Source organism: Streptomyces spongiae (assembly GCF_009377185.1).
GTDB classification, from domain to species: Bacteria; Actinomycetota; Actinomycetes; order Streptomycetales; family Streptomycetaceae; genus Streptomyces; species Streptomyces spongiae.
This window is the reverse complement of record NZ_VJZC01000214.1, coordinates 1-15,143: the sequence shown is the minus strand read 5'-3', so window position 1 is coordinate 15,143 and position 15,143 is coordinate 1. Positions and strand designations below refer to the sequence as shown.

At 70.9% G+C, this 15,143-nt stretch carries 12 protein-coding genes; 9 read left to right on the top strand and 3 right to left on the bottom strand.

Features of this window, described 5'->3' with window-relative positions; translation table 11 throughout:
* The coding region (locus FNH08_RS25875) for a glycoside hydrolase family 2 TIM barrel-domain containing protein (RefSeq protein ID WP_322725379.1) at nucleotides 1-1,895 on the bottom strand (1,895 nt) is incomplete at its 3' end.
* A gap of 249 nt (nucleotides 1,896-2,144) precedes the next feature.
* Nucleotides 2,145-3,227: a pyrimidine utilization protein A gene (gene rutA, locus FNH08_RS25870; protein WP_152773947.1), complete on the bottom strand. Its 1,083-nt coding sequence runs from the start codon at nucleotides 3,225-3,227 to the stop codon at nucleotides 2,145-2,147.
* 229 nt (nucleotides 3,228-3,456) lie between these two features.
* Between rutA and FNH08_RS25865 the strand changes: the two genes are divergently transcribed.
* From FNH08_RS25865 to FNH08_RS25850, 4 genes are all read left to right on the top strand, one after another.
* Nucleotides 3,457-6,408, top strand: a complete 2,952-nt coding sequence (locus tag FNH08_RS25865; RefSeq protein ID WP_152773946.1) for a SpoIIE family protein phosphatase — start codon at nucleotides 3,457-3,459, stop codon at nucleotides 6,406-6,408.
* A 102-nt stretch (nucleotides 6,409-6,510) separates the two neighbouring features.
* Nucleotides 6,511-7,299, top strand: coding sequence for an Fpg/Nei family DNA glycosylase (locus FNH08_RS25860; protein WP_152773945.1), 789 nt, complete (start codon nucleotides 6,511-6,513; stop codon nucleotides 7,297-7,299).
* Nucleotides 7,300-7,384: 85 nt separating this feature from the next.
* Nucleotides 7,385-8,902, top strand: a complete 1,518-nt coding sequence (locus FNH08_RS25855) for an SDR family oxidoreductase (RefSeq protein WP_152773944.1) — start codon at nucleotides 7,385-7,387, stop codon at nucleotides 8,900-8,902.
* 81 nt (nucleotides 8,903-8,983) lie between these two features.
* Entirely contained in the window at nucleotides 8,984-10,312 is a 1,329-nt protein-coding gene (locus FNH08_RS25850) for a cryptochrome/photolyase family protein (RefSeq protein ID WP_322725378.1), read from the top strand.
* Nucleotides 10,313-10,354: 42 nt separating this feature from the next.
* Here FNH08_RS25850 and FNH08_RS25845 read toward each other — a convergent pair whose 3' ends face one another.
* The gene (locus FNH08_RS25845; RefSeq protein ID WP_152773942.1) at nucleotides 10,355-11,248 is read right to left on the bottom strand and encodes a phosphorothioated DNA-binding restriction endonuclease; all 894 of its coding nucleotides are present in this window, start codon (nucleotides 11,246-11,248) and stop codon (nucleotides 10,355-10,357) included.
* A gap of 376 nt (nucleotides 11,249-11,624) precedes the next feature.
* Between FNH08_RS25845 and FNH08_RS25840 the strand changes: the two genes are divergently transcribed.
* The 5 genes from FNH08_RS25840 to FNH08_RS25820 all read left to right on the top strand — a co-directional run.
* Complete coding sequence (locus tag FNH08_RS25840; protein ID WP_152773941.1) at nucleotides 11,625-12,374, top strand: SDR family oxidoreductase; 750 nt, start codon at nucleotides 11,625-11,627, stop codon at nucleotides 12,372-12,374.
* 59 nt (nucleotides 12,375-12,433) lie between these two features.
* The gene (locus FNH08_RS25835; RefSeq protein ID WP_152773940.1) at nucleotides 12,434-12,811 is read left to right on the top strand and encodes a nuclear transport factor 2 family protein; all 378 of its coding nucleotides are present in this window, start codon (nucleotides 12,434-12,436) and stop codon (nucleotides 12,809-12,811) included.
* 163 nt (nucleotides 12,812-12,974) lie between these two features.
* Nucleotides 12,975-13,814: a helix-turn-helix transcriptional regulator gene (locus FNH08_RS25830; protein WP_152773939.1), complete on the top strand. Its 840-nt coding sequence runs from the start codon at nucleotides 12,975-12,977 to the stop codon at nucleotides 13,812-13,814.
* 150 nt (nucleotides 13,815-13,964) lie between these two features.
* A complete protein-coding gene (locus FNH08_RS25825) occupies nucleotides 13,965-14,561 on the top strand; it encodes a TetR/AcrR family transcriptional regulator (RefSeq protein ID WP_152773938.1) in 597 nt (198 codons plus the stop codon).
* A gap of 39 nt (nucleotides 14,562-14,600) precedes the next feature.
* Nucleotides 14,601-15,143 (top strand): TetR/AcrR family transcriptional regulator (locus FNH08_RS25820; protein ID WP_152773937.1); only part of this gene is annotated, 543 nt, incomplete at its 3' end.

The following is a 15,143-nucleotide window of genomic DNA, read 5'->3' as shown; positions in this document are numbered from 1 at the left end:
CAGACCCACCCGCCCTGGAGGATGTCGTGGCGGCGGACGAGGTCCCAGTACTTCTTGAAGTTGCCGTTCGAGTTCCCCATCGCGTGGGCGTACTCGATCATGACGTACGGCCGGGTGTCGTTCGTGTCCTTCGCGCGCTGCTCGACGCGGGACGGGTTGTCGTACATCTCCGACCGGATGTCGCTGATCGTCGGCCGGTCGTCGCCCTCGTACTGGACGACGCGGGTGGTGTCGTACGACTTGATCCAGTCGTGCATGGCGACGAACGTGCTGCCGCCGCCGGCCTCGTTCCCGAGCGACCAGATGACGACCGAGGCATGGTTCTTGTCGCGGTGGACCATGCTCTGGGCGCGGCTCACGCACGCCTTGGTCCAGTCGGGGTGGTTGCCCGGGTACTCGTCGCGGATGCCGTGGGTCTCGAGGTTGGTCTCGTCGACGAGGTACAGGCCGTACTCGTCGGCGAGTTCGTACCAGATCGGGTTGTTGGGGTAGTGCGAGGTGCGGACCGTGTTCATGTTCATCCGCTTGATGACCTCGACGTCCTTGACCATGTGCGCGCGGGTGAGCGACATGCCGACGTCGGGGTGCATCTCGTGGCGGTTCGTGCCGCGGAAGGACACGGGCTTGCCGTTGATCCGCATCAGCCCGTCCTTGAGCGCGAACTCGCGGAGGCCGACGCGGTGCGAGAGCGTCTCGATCACCTTCCCGGCCGGGTCTCGGAGGCGGAGTACCGCGGTGTAGAGGTTCGGGTGCTCGGCCGACCAGAGTCTGGGGGAGGGCACGGCCTTGCTCGCCCGTACGGTCACGTCGTCACCGGCGGGGGAGGACGAGAGGTCGACGGACTGCTGGAGCGGCCGGGACCAGACGGCGTGGCCGCGGTCGTCGTAGAGCTGGGTCTCCACGGAGTACCGGCCTTCGTCCCGGCCGTCGTACGACCGTACGTTGGCGGTCACGGACAGCTCGGCGGCCGTGTAGTCGTCGCTCAGCGGGGTGTCCAGCTTGAAGTCGCGCAGGTGGACGTCCGGCGTGGAGTAGAGGTAGACCGAGCGGAAGATCCCGCTCAGCCGGATCATGTCCTGGTCCTCCAGCCAGTCCCCGTCGGAGAAGCGGTACACCTCCACCGCGATCTGGTTGGTGCCGGACTTGAGGTGCGGGGTGATGTCGTACTCGGCGGGGGTGAACGAGTCCTCGGCGTACCCCACCAACTCGCCGTTGATCCATACGTAGTGCGCGGACTTGACCCCTTCGAAGTGCAGGAAGGTCCGTCGTCCCGCCCAGCCGCGCGGCACGGTGAAGGTCCGTCTGTACTGCCCCACCGGGTTGTAGCGCGTCGGTGCCGCCGGGGGTTGCGCTTCCTCGCCGAGCCCGTTGGGCCCCCACCACGGGTAGGTGATGTTGACGAAGATCGGGCGGTCGTGGCCGTGCATCTGCCAGACGGAGGGGACGGGGATGGTGTCCCAGTCGCTGTCGTCGACGTCGGTGCGATGGAAGTCGGCGTCCCGGTCGTCGGGCCGGTCGGCGTAGGCGAACTTCCACTTCCCGTCGAGGCTCAGCCGGTACGGGGAGCGCGTGCGGTCACCGTCCAGCGCTTGTTTGACGTCCGCGTACGGCATGAGTGTGGTGTGGGGCGGCTGGGTTCCGACCTGGAAGAGGTCGATGTTGCCGTTCCACTCCGGGGTGCCGTCGGCCGCCGTGCGCGGGCCGGCCGGGAGGGCCGAGGCGGACGACGGGGCCAGGGCGAGCGCACCGAGGACGGCCGCTCCACCCTCCAGGAGACGTCGGCGGCTGACGACCGGCGGCCGGTGGAGGGGAGACAGGTGCGAGCTGGGCCGGCTGTGCGAGCTGTGCGAGTCGGACTGGCTGTGCGAGCTGTGCGCGTCGTGCGGGTGCGGCATGACCGGGGCCTTCCTCGGTACGACAGGCGCTGCACGGACTGAGGGGAGCATCCGAGCCGGCAGGGCTCAACTCGCCGTGCGGAGCGGAAGTTGATGTCGAGTCAGATCGCAACTGGTGATATCGGAGGCAACTGCTGAGCGAGCCTCACCCTAGGACTCCGAACAGAACCCGAGCAATGTCTCCGTCGGACTTTGTGTGATTCTGGTGGGTGAGTGCTCGCAGCTCGCACACGCGCAGGCCCGCCGGTCTCAGGCCGCAGCCGCGCGGCCCTCCCTGGACTTCATCAGCGGCTGGATGCGCGTACCGAAGTCCTCGATGCCCTTGAGGAAGTCGTCGAAGACCAGCATGATCCCCTTGGTGCCGGTGACCTCGGCGACCTCGTCGAGCATCCTCGCGACGGTCTCGTACGAGCCCACGAGCGTGCCCATGTTGAAGTTCACGGCGCCCTCGGGCAGCGAGATGGTCCTGGCGGTCGAGGAGCCGTCGGCGGCCTTGTCCGAGGCCGACTCCCCCGCCATGTACGCCAGCGCCGCGAGGTCCGCGTTGTCGTGGTAGTCCTTCCACTTCGCCTGGGCGGCCTCGTCGGTCTCGGCCGCGATGACCATGAACAGCGAGAGCGCGCCGACGTCCCGGCCGGTCTGCCGAGCCGCCTCCACGAGCGTCGCCGTGGAACCCGAGAGCCCGAGCGGGGTGTTGACGCCGCTGCCCAGGATGAAGCTGAAGTCGGCGTGCTCGGCGGCGAACTTCATGCCGGTGCCGCTCTGCCCGGCGGCGACGATGTCGATGTGCCCGTTCGCCGGGCGGGGAGACAGCACGCAGTCGTCCATCTCGTAGAAGTCGCCCTTGAAGTTGCTGACGCCCTCGCTCCAGAGGTCCTTCATCACGGTGACGTACTCGGCGGCGCGGGCGTAGCGGTCGCCGAAGTGGTCGTCCCCCGGCCACAGGCCCATCTGGGAGTACTCGCCGGGTGCCCAGCCGGTGACGATGTTGACGCCGAACCGGCCGGGGGCGATCGAGTCGACGGTCACGGCCATGCGCGCGACGATCGCGGGCGGCAGCGCGAGGATCGGTGTCGAGGCGTACAGCTTGATGCGGTCCGTCACGGCGGCCAGGCCCGCCATGAGTGTGAACGACTCCAGGTTGTGGTCCCAGAACTCGGTCTCGCCGCCGAAGCCCTTGAGCTTGATCATCGACAGGGCGAAGTCGAGCCCGTGCTCCTCCGCCTTCTGCACGATGGCCTTGTTCAGCTCGAAGCTCGGCATGTACTGCGGGGAGCTCTTCGATATGAGCCAGCCGTTGTTGCCGATGGGGATGAAAACGCCGATGTCCATGCCTGTATTCATAGGTCGTTACCGCATGTCCCGCCCAGTTGACCGGTAATCACCTCCGGGTACGGTGACTGAATTATCCCGTATCAGGCGTATTGAGGCGCGGGTCGGAACCGAAGACGAACCGAAGACGAATTGGAGACCGAACCAGAGACCGAACCGGAGACTGAACCGAACGCGAGATTCCGGTAACGCACTGCACTGATTCGTGTGACAACGTTAAAATCTCCGCATGAACGCACGGCTGGCCCTGCTCAGCACGGTGGATCCCGGTCTCGCGGAGAGCGAGGTCTTCCGGCTGACGCTCCAGCACGCGGTGGGCGAACTGGACGCCCTGGGGGGAACGATTCATCTGCGCGGCCCCATGTCCGCGCTGCGTCTGGTGTCGGTGACCGGGCTCCCTCCCGGCCTCACCCGCCCCTGGGAGATCGTCGACCAGGAGGGCCCACTGGCCCCGGCCCGCGCCCTGCACCAGGACCAGGGCCGTGGCGTATGGGCGCCGTTCACATCCGCCGATCCCCCCGGGACTTCGGCGGAACCCGTGGGCGACATCCAGTGGCCCGGCACCGGCCTGGCCGCCCTCCCGCTGTTCAGCGGGGACCGCAGCATCGGCGCGCTCACCGTCCTGATGGGCGACCGGGGCGAACCCGGCCCGGAGCAGTGGGACTTCCTGCGGGCCGTCGTCGCCTGGACCGAGGAACGCATGGCCCAGGCACCCCCACCGTCCGGACCCGTACAGGCGGAGCTGAACGGCGAGCGCCTGCGGCAGGCACTGAAGGAGGTCAGCGTCGGCTCGTGGGACTGGAACATCCAGACCGGCGACCTGATCTGGGACGAGGCCGCCCTGGAGCTCTACGGCACCAGACCGGCCGACTTCACCGGCAAGATCGAGAACTGGATGCGGATCGTCCACCCCGACGACCTGGCGCCGACCCTGGCGGCCGCCCAGCGGGCGATACGTGACCACGGCGTCTACGAGGCCGAGTACCGGGTGCGTAAACTGGACGGCACCTGGGGCTGGACGCAGGCCCGCGGCAGGGCCACGTACGACGAGAACGGCGAACCGTTCCGGATGATCGGCGTGGGCTGGGACAGTAACGAGCCCCGTTCCGCCCGTGACGCGCTCAGCAGGGCCCTTCGCCATATGAGCGACGGCTTCCTGGCGGTGGACGACGACTGGCGGATCACCTTCGCCAACCTGGAGGCGGAGCGCACGCTGGGCTTCTCCGAGGAGGAGCTGTTCGGGCGCGTCCTGTGGGACCTGCCCACCGCACGGCTGGCACCCGGCCTGGAGAGCCGCTGCCGGAAGGCCGCGGCCGAGGAGAAGGCCGCCAACTTCGACGTACGCATGCCGGACGGGCGCCGCTACCACCTGCGGCTCGTCCCGGGGCCCGACGGCCGCACCCTCTACTTCACCGACGTCACCGAGAGGCGGCGCCTGAACGAGGAGCGCCGGGCGGCGCAGCTGGCCGCGTCCGAGCGTTCGGCCCGGATCGCGGAGCTGACCGAGGCTCTCGCCAAGGCGACGACCTCACGGGACGTGGTGGAAGCGGTCGCCCGGCGGGTGCTGCCGCCGTTCGACGCCACCGGACTCCTGGTGCAGGCCGTCGAGGACGACCGACTCCACAACGTCGGGGCCGTCGGCTACTCGGACGACTTCCTCGCCCTCGTGAACAACCGCCCCCCGGGGACCTGCGGCCCGTCCTGGGATGTGATCTCGTCCGGCACACCGGTGTTCCTGTCCTCGCCGGAGGAGTACGCCGCGTACGCGCCCGGCCAGGCCGGCCTGCCCCGGGTCGCCGCCAAGCAGGCATGGGCGTTCCTGCCGCTGACGGCGTCCGGCCACACGTTCGGCGTGTGCGTCGTGGCCTTCGACCGTCCGCGCCGGCTCACCGACGACGAGCGCACGCTGCTGACCACGATCAACGCCCTCGTCGCGCAGGCCCTGGAGCGGGCCCGTCTCTACGACGCCGAGCACGCCCGGTCCCGCGAACTCCAGCGCAGCCTGCTCCCCACGGGCCTGCCCGACCTGGCCGCGTGCGAGGCCGCCGCCCGCTACCTGCCCGCCGGACAGGGCATGGACGTGGGCGGCGACTGGTACGACGTCATCCCGCTCTCCAGCGGCCAGGTCGCCCTCGTCGTCGGCGACGTCATGGGCCACGGCCTGCCCGAGGCGGCCACCATGGGCCGACTGCGCACGGCCGTGCACACCCTGGCCGACCTCGAACTGCCCCCCGACGAAATCATGAGTCACCTCAACGACATCGTCGGCGACATGGGCGAGGAGTCGTACGTGACCTGCCTGTACGCGCTCTACGACTCCACCACCCAGGTCTGCTCCATCGCCCGCGCCGGGCACCCGCCCCCCGCCCTGGTACACCCCGACGGCACCGTGCACTTTCCGCCGCTGGCCGCCGACCCACCACTGGGCGCGGCGAAGCCACCGTTCGAGACGGTCGAGCTGGCGGTGCCGGAGGGAAGCCTGCTCGTGCTCTACACCGACGGCCTCGTCGAGTCGGCGAAACGCGAGATCGACGAGGGCATGGCGGACCTGGCACGGCTTCTGCGCACCGCCAACGGGGACGGCACCGGCGCGGACCTGGAGCGCCTCTGCGACACCCTGACGGCCGGCCTGCTCCCCGCCGAGCACCAGGCCGCCGACGACGCGGCCCTCCTCGTGGCCCGCCTGCATGCCCTGACCGGGGACAGGATGGCCTCCTGGCCGCTCGCCGAGGACCCGAAGGCGGCCGGTCAGGCCCGCCGCCACGTCCGCGAGCAACTCTCCGCCTGGGGCCTGGACGACCTGACCCCCACCACGGAACTGCTGGCCAGCGAACTGGTGGGCAACGTCGTGCGCCACGCCAAGGGCCCGGTCAGCCTGCGTCTGCTGCACGGCCCCGAGCTGATCTGCGAGGTCTTCGACGGCAGCCTCACGATGCCCCGCATCCGCCGCGCCACGGACACCGACGAGGGCGGCCGCGGACTGCAACTGATCACGGCGCTCTCGCAACGCTGGGGCACGCGCTACACCCCCAGGGGCAAGTGCATCTGGACCGAGCAGGCACTGCACGGCCCGGGCGGCCCCGGGGACCGCGGACCCGACGCCTTGGAGCTGATGTTCCTGGGCACGGAGGGTTTCGACGGGGACCTGGACGCGCTGTCCTTCGGGGACGAGGAACCGTAGAGCACGCGTCAACGGGGCAAGGGGGCCACCATGGACGTGTGCGTTCCTGTGCGCGTTCCTCTGCGCGTTCCTGTGCGCGTTCCTGAGTGAAGGACGTCCGCCATGCCCGAGCTGCCAGACGTCGAGAAGTTCCGCGAGATGCTCGAGTCCTGCGCGAAGGGCCGGGCCGTCCAGCACGTCGTCGTACGCGACACGGGCGTCCTGCACGGCGTCAGCGCGCGGCGGCTGCGTGACGCGCTGGTGGGCCGGCGCTTCACCCGGCCGGAGCGGCACGGGAAGTGGCTGCTCGCCCGCACCGGCGGCCCCACTCTCCTGCTGCACTTCGGGATGACCGGCAGCCTGGTCTGCGGCTCTCCCGACGACGCGGTCGAGGCCCACGACCGTGTCCTGCTCACCCTGAGCGGCGAGCGTCAGCTCCGCTACCGCGACCAGCGCAAGCTCCGGGGCCTCTGGCTGGCCGACGACGACACCGAGGTCGCGCGGCTGCTGGACGACCAGGGGCCCGACGCGATGGCGGTGGACCGCGCGGAGTTCGCGGCCGTGCTCTCCTCACACCGCGGCAGGGTCAAGACGGTCCTCACCGACCAGACCGCCCTCGCCGGACTCGGCAATCTGCTGGCCGACGAGATCCTGTGGCGCGCGAGGCTGCGCCCCACCGTCCGGGCGAACGACCTCACCGAGCCCGACCGCCGCCGCCTGTACACCCAGATGCGCCGCACCCTGCGCTCGGCGGTCACCGCGGGCTGCGTGCCGCCGCGGGACTCCTGGCTCACCGGTCACCGCGACGACCCCGACCCGATCTGCCCGCGCTGCGGAGCCCCCCTGCACCGGTCCCGGATGGCGGGCCGCGGCACGGTGTGGTGCCCGCGGTGCCAGCCGGACGGGGCCTGAGTGCCGCTGTGAGGTTGCGGGGCTCGGTCCCGCGCCCAAACATGGGCCGGGAGGGACAGGCACGTATGACCGAGAGCGAGCCGGTATGACGACCGAGAACGACCGGCCGCCACCCCGCTGCCTGGTCACTGGCGCCACCGGTTACCTGGGCGGTCGGCTGGTGCCCGAGCTGCTGGCCGCAGGCCACTCCGTACGCTGCCTGGCCCGTTCCCCGGACAAGCTGCGCGACCACCCGTGGGCCGGGCAGGCGGAGGTCGTGCGCGGGGACGTCACGGACGAGGCGTCCGTGCGCGCCGCGATGGAGGGCATGGACGTCGCGTACTACCTGGTGCACGCGCTGGGCAGCGGGCGGGGGTTCGAGGAGACCGACCGGCGCGCGGCCAGGATCTTCGGCGAGCAGGCGCGCGCCTCGGGAATCCGGCGGATCGTCTACCTCGGCGGGCTGACCCCGTCCGGAGTGCCCGAGCACGCGCTGTCGCCCCACCTGCGCTCCCGCGCCGAAGTGGGCCGCGTCCTGCTGGCCTCGGGCGTGCCGACGGCCGTACTGCGCGCAGCGGTGATCATCGGTTCGGGCTCGGCCTCGTTCGAGATGCTGCGGTATCTGACCGAGCGGCTCCCCGCGATGGTGACCCCGAGCTGGGTGCGCGTCCGCATCCAGCCGATCGCCGTCCGCGACGTGCTCCGCCTGCTCGTGGGGTGCGCGCGGCTGCCGGACGACGTGAACCGCGCCTTCGACATCGGCGGGCCGGACGTCGTCACGTACGAGCACATGATGCGGCGGTACGCGGCCGTCGCCGGCCTGCCGAAACGCGTGATCGTCCCCGTGCCGCTGCTCACCCCCCGGCTGTCCAGCCTCTGGGTCGGCCTGGTCACCCCGGTGCCGGGCGCCCTCGCGCGCCCGCTGGTCGAGTCACTGAAGTACGAGGTGGTCTGTGCCGAGCGGGACATCGTCCGGTACGTGCCCGAGCCGCCGGAGGGACCGGTCAGCCTCGACCGGGCGATCCGGCTGGCGCTCCGGCGCGTCCAGGACGCGGACGTGTCCACCCGGTGGTCCTCGGCCTCGACTCCCCACGCGCCCAGCGACCCGCTGCCGACCGACCCCGACTGGGCGGGCGGAAGCCTCTACACCGACCACCGTGAGCGTACGGTCGCGGCGTCGCCGCAGGCGCTGTGGCGGGTGGTGGAGGCGATCGGCGGCGAGAACGGCTGGTACTCCTCGCCGCTCGCCTGGTCCCTGAGGGGATGGCTGGACAAGCTGGTGGGCGGTGTGGGCCTGCGCCGGGGCCGCCGCGACGCCACCCGGTTGCGCATCGGCGACAGCCTGGACTTCTGGCGCGTGGAGGAGATCGAGCCGGGCCGGCTGCTGCGGCTGCGCGCGGAGATGCGGCTGCCGGGCCTGGCCTGGCTGGAGATGGCCGTCGACCGGGACCAGCGGGGGCGCACGGTGTACCGGCAGCGGGCCATGTTCCATCCGCACGGCCTGGTCGGGCACGCCTACTGGTGGGGCGTGTCGCCCTTCCACGCCGCGGTGTTCGGCGGCATGGCCCGTAACATCGCGGTCGCGGCGGAGTCGGCGGTTCCGGAACCTGCCCGGACGCCGTGAAGCCTGCCTGTACGACCTGAAATCTGCATGTACGCCTGAAACCTGCCCGTACGCCCTGAGGAAGCGAGGAGGCGAGGAAGCGTGCGCGTCTCGGTCGCCCTGTTCACCGCGGACCTGCGGGTGCACGACAACCCGGTCCTGTCGGCCGCCCTGAAGGACGCGGAACGCGTGGTCCCGCTCTTCGTCGTCGACACCGGCATCCACCGCACCGGCTTCGCCGTACCCAACCGAGCGGCGTTCCTCGCCGACAGCCTGGCCGACCTCGACGCGGCCCTGCGCGCCCGGGGCGGCCGACTGGTGGTGCGCGCCGGTGACGTGGTCGACGAGACCTGCCGGGTGGCGGCGGAGACCGGGGCCGGAGCCGTGCACATCGCGGCGGGTGTGAGCCGGTACGCGGCGCGGCGCGAGGACCGGCTGCGTGCGCGGCTGTCGGGCGACGGACGAGAACTACGCGTCCACGACGCCTCGCTCACCGTCGTCCCCCCAGGGGCGCTGACGCCCGCGGGCAAGGACCACTTCGCGGTCTTCACCCCGTACTTCCGCCGCTGGGAGGACTTCTCCGTACGCCGCGTACTGCGGGCACCGGACGCGGTACGCGTACCGGACGTCCGCTCGGCCGACCTGCCGAGCGCGAAGTCCGTGGCGCCGGGCGCCACATCACCAGGTCTGCCCACGGGCGGTGAGACCGAGGCCCGCCGCAGGCTGCGCGCCTGGCTCTCCGGCCCGCTGGCCGCGTACGAGGACCAGCACGACGACCTGGCCGCCGACGCGACCTCCCGGCTCTCCCCCTACGTGCACTTCGGCTGCCTCTCACCCACCGAACTGCTCCACCGGGCCCGCGCACAGGACAACCCCGGGGCGCACGCCTTCGTCCGCCAGCTGGCCTGGCGGGACTTCCACCACCAGGTCCTGGCGGCCCGCCCCGACGCCGCCGACCACGACTACCGCCCACGGCACGACCACTGGCGCCACGCCACGAAGGAGATCGAGGCCTGGCGGGAGGGCCGCACGGGCTACCCCGTCGTCGACGCGGCCATGCGGCAACTGCGCCACGAGGGCTGGATGCCGGGCCGCGCCCGCCTGCTCACGGCGAGCTTCCTCACCAAGACGCTGTACGTGGACTGGCGGGTGGGCGCCCGCCACTTCCTCGACCTCCTCGTGGACGGCGACATCGCGAACAACCAGCTCAACTGGCAGTGGACCGCCGGCACCGGCACGGACACCCGCCCGAACCGCGTCCTCAACCCCCTGATCCAGGCCCGCCGTTTCGACCCCCACGGCGAGTACGTACGCCGCTGGCTCCCCGAACCCGAGGACTACCCCGCCCCGATCGTGGACCTCGCGGAGGCGGCCGACCGGTTCGGACGGGCGCGGGCGCGGGCGCGCGCACTCCCGGCCGGCAACGGGTGACCAAGGCTGGGCCCAGAACCGCAGGGGCCGACGACTCGACGGTCAGGCGGCCGTGGCGGGGCGTGGGCTGCCGTGGAAGACCTGGCTGGTGTGCCAGGAGCGGTGGATCGCCGCGACGGGGCGGGCGCCCGGCTGCGGTCCGACGAGCGGGCGGCCGGCGAGCGCTATGACGTACTCGCGGGCGGAGGGACTGTGGCCGACGAAGCGCTGCGAGACCAGGACGCGGTGGCTGTCACCGATACCGAGGACGCCCTTGTCGAAGAGCTTGTGGTGCAGCGAGCACAGGCACACTCCGTTGTCGACGTCGTCCGGGCCGTCGAACGCCCACCAGCGCACGTGCGCGGCCTCCAGCCCGACCGGCACCGCGCCGATGCTGCCGTCGTAGCCGCAGAAGGCGCACCGGTACTCGTAGGCCGTCAGGACCCGCTCACGCATCCGCGGGTCCCGCCGCCTGCGCACGGCTGCGAGCTGTCCGGTCTCCGCGGGCTCCAGCTCCAGGCCGACGGACTCGCACAGTTCGCCGTGGAGCGAGGGCGGGAAGTGCAGGTCGAGCAGCACCCGCGCCATCCGGCCGAGTAGCTCCGGCTCACGCCGCAGCGCCGCCCGCAGCTCCGGCGCCAGCCGCCCCGCGGCCCCCGTCGACCGCAGCTCCCGCACCCCGCTGCCGGGGCTGCCCGTCCCGCGGTCGGTGCGCACCTCCCACACACCGTCGCTCACCAGATGGTGGAACGGGTAGGAGGGAGTCGTCCTGTTGGACGGCCCGTACTCGTCCAGCAGCCGCTTGAGATCCTCCTCCACCGCGCTGTACCGCAGTTCGCCGCCGGCATCCTGCTGGAACCGGCCGAGGGCGTACAGGAACAGCAGCGGCTTGTGCGGAGCGCGGGTCCCGCTTCTCGTCCACTGCCTCAGTTTCGCGGTGCGCTCCAGCCAGTCCATGACCGGCGATCGTAGTGGTGCCTCGGGTACGCGGGCGTGACGCGGTGAACGCGGGAGAGGGCGAAGACGCGTTGGTCGTCTCGCAGTTGGCACCAGGGCGTACAAGGGGGGCGGATCGAGATCGAGTTCGCTGAGGGCGCGGCGAACGGCGTGGTTTCCTGGGCCCTGCGACGCTCGTCGCCTGGCACCGCCCGCACGCCCGCCGATCAACTGGGCCGGCGCGACAGCCGGCAACCCGGCCTCCACCAGGCAGAGACCGCCGATCCATGGATAAACCTTCCTCTCCCGGCCCTGCGCGGACGCTCCTACGGTCGAGGCCGCGGGCGCTCACCGGCCCGTCGCAGTGAACCCGTCGCAGCGAAGGAGAGAGACCCCCATGAAGATGACCGGCAACACGATCCTGATCACCGGCGGTACCTCGGGCATCGGGCTCGGCCTGGCCCTGCGCCTGCACGAGGCCGGCAACAAGGTGATCGTCGCGGGCCGGCGCAAGGAACTGCTCGACGAGATCACGGCCGAGCACGCGGGCATCGACGCGCTCGTCCTCGACGTCGCGGACCCCGACTCGATCGCCCGGGCCCGCGACACGGTGACGGCGAGCCACCCCGAGCTGAACGTCCTGGTCAACAACGCCGGCATCATGCTGCGGGAGGACCTCCTCGACCCGGCCTCGCTGCCGGTTGCCGAGGACCACGTCACGGTCAACCTGCTCGGCACGATCCGGATGACGTACGCCTTCCTGCCGCTGCTGGTGGGCAAGGAGGACGCGGTCGTCGTGAACGTCACCTCCGCGCTGGCGTTCGTACCGCTGCCGATCACGCCCACCTACAACGCGACCAAGGCCGCGCTGCACTCCTTCTCCGAGAGCCTGCGCGTGCAGCTCGTGGGCGCCGACGCCGGCGTCCAGGTGATCGAGGTGGCCCCGCCGGGTGTGCGCACGACCCTGCTGGGCCAGCAGGACGACGAGAACTCCATGCCGTTGGACGACTTCCTCACCGAGACCCTCGACCTCCTGCGCGAGAAGCCCGACGCGAAGGAGCTTGTCGTGGAGCGCGCCCGGTTCGTGCGCGACGCGGAGGCCAACGGCTCCTACGACAACGTCCTCGCCATGCTCAGCGGCGTCTGAGCGACGCCGCCCGCAGCCACGCGTTTCCTCCCCGCACCATCGAGACAGGAAGATCCGGCATGAAACCCACCCATGAAGACACCGTCGAAATAGCACGGGTGCTGGCCCTGTGGGGCCACATCATGGACGACCGCGAGCTGGGCCGTCTCGGCGAGGTCCTCACGGAAGACGCGGAATGGGACGGAAGCGTCTTCGGCTTCGAGCCGGTCGTCGGGCTGGAGTCGATCGCTTCCGTTCTGGGCGCCGACGGGCACGCGAGCGCTCATCACACGACGAACATCGTCGTGTCGGAGGGGCCGGGCGACGAGGCCCGGGTCCGGTCCAAGGCGCTGGGCGTCGTGGACGGTGGCACTGTCGTCAGCGTCGCCTACGCCGACGACCTGCGCCGCACGGCCGACGGCTGGCGGATTTCCAAGCGGGTCATACAGGTCAAGTGACCATCAGCGCCATCTGCTACGGCCCCGATCCGAGACGCCGGGTTCCGGTGACGGAGACACCGAGGAGTGGCCGGGCGCGGTCGCCGGTTGCCGGCTGCCGGATGCTCAGCCATGGATCGGCGGTCTCTGGATAGCGGGGCGGGATGCGGCGAGGATGAAGGGCATGGAGAAAAAGGAACTGGCGGAGTTCCTGCGCCACCGGCGTGAGACGTTGCGGCCCCGCGACGTCGGGCTGGTCGAGGGGCCGCGCAGGCGTACCCAGGGGCTGCGCCGCGAGGAGGTCGCGCAGCTCGCCGGCATGTCCACCGACTACTACGCCCGCCTGGAACAGCAGCGGGCCCCGCAGCCCTCCGTCCAGATCACCACCGCCCTCGCCCGGGCACTGCGGCTGACCCTGGACGAGCGCGACCATCTCTTCGTCCTCATCGGCCACAACGCCCCGGCCCGTTTCCAGCGCTCCGAGCACGTCACACCGACCCTGATGCGCGTCCTGGACCGCCTGGACGACTCCCCGGCCCTGGTGCTGACCGACATGGCCGACACCCTCGCGATGAACCCGCTGGCCATCGCCCTGCTCGGTGACCAGGCCCGCCACACCGGCCTGGCCCGCAGCGCCTACTACCGCTGGTTCATGGACCCCGCCGAGCGCCTGGTGTACCCCGAGGAGGACCACGAACGCCACGGCCGCGCCCAGGCAGCCCGCCTGCGGGCCGCGCTGTCAGCCGGCAGCGACGTCTCCCGAGCCGCCCGGATCCTCGCCGAACTCCAGGAACACAGCCCCGAGTTCGTCCGCCTGTGGGAACTCCAGGAGGTCGCCCAGCGCTACGACGAGGGCAAGACCATCCTCCATCCCGAACTCGGCCGCATCGACGTCGATGCTCAGGTCCTGTTCACGGACAACCGCGCCCAGACCCTGGTGGTGCTGACCACCCGCCCCGGCACGGAAAGCCACAGCAAGCTCGAACTGCTCTCGGTCATAGGGCACCAGCAGCTCACCCCTTGATCGCTTCCGACCGGCCGACGACCCGTCCTGCTCCCGTGTACCCGGTGCGGATCGACGACGGCAGCGTGTACGCACAAGCGAGAGGAACGCAGCGTGTACGCACAAGCGACAGGAACGCAGCGTGTACGCACAAGTGACAGGAACACCGTGATGGACCCACCGGGCGGCAGTGCCGCCGAGCGCGCCGATGCTGCCCGCAACCGTGCCCGGCTGCTGGAGGCGGCAGCCCGGCTGGTGGCCGAGCACGGGGCCGAGCACGTGACGATGCGGGAGGTCGCAGAGGTCGCCGGAGTCGGCAAGGGCACGCTCTTCCGCCGGTTCGGCGACCGCGACGGGCTCCTGCTCGCCCTCCTCGGTGAGGCCGAGGCCGAGTTCCAGGAGGCGTACACCGAAGGCGCCCCGCCGCTGGGCCCGGGCGCACCCCCGAGGGACCGGCTGGAGGCGTTCGGCGGTGCGCTGATCGAGCGCATCGCCGCCGACGCGGACCTGGGCGCCGCGCTCGGGCGCCAGGTGCTCCACGAACGCCGCCACGCCTCCGACACTGGCCGTGCCTTCCACCAGCACGTCTCAAATCTCCTGCGAGAGACAGGAGTCGACGGGGACCACGACATGCTCGCCCACGCCCTGCTCGCCTTCGCGACCTTCGAGACGACGGACTACCTGCACACCGGATGCGAAGTCCCCGTCGAACGCCTCCAGGCCACCTGGGTGGACCTGGTACGGCGAACAACCCAAGCAACTATTTGACACTCGCCTATTTATTAACACCTGTATATTATCACTGGCATGCAGCCTGAACCCACCGGACCACCCCGCAGCCAGGACCGCCGTGCGCTTCGCTCACGGGCCGCTCTGATGACCGCTGCCGTACGGCTGGTGTCCGAGCGTGGCACCACCGCCATCCCGGTCACCGACCTCACCGAGGCCGCGGATGTCAGCCGGCAGGTGCTCTATCTGCAGTTCGGCGACCGGGACGTACTGCTCGTGGAGGCGGCCGCCGATCTGGTCAGGCGGGAACTCCTCGCCGAGGCCGAGGCCGAGGCCGAAGACGGCGGTGACGCTTTCGCGGGAGTCCTGGCGATGGCGCGGCACTTCGCGGCGCACCGGTCCTTCTACCGCGCGATGCTCACCGGTTCGTGCGCCTTCGCCATGACCAGGACGCTGAACAGCCTGTTCAGCTCCGCCAACGAGAAGACCGTACGGCAGCTGTTCGGTGAGCTGGACGAGCAGGTGGCGCGTGATCTGGCGGCGTTCGTAGCGGGCGGCACCGGCGCGGTGGTCAACGACTGGCTGATCGACGGTGCCGACCCCGGCGACCCCCTCGACCCC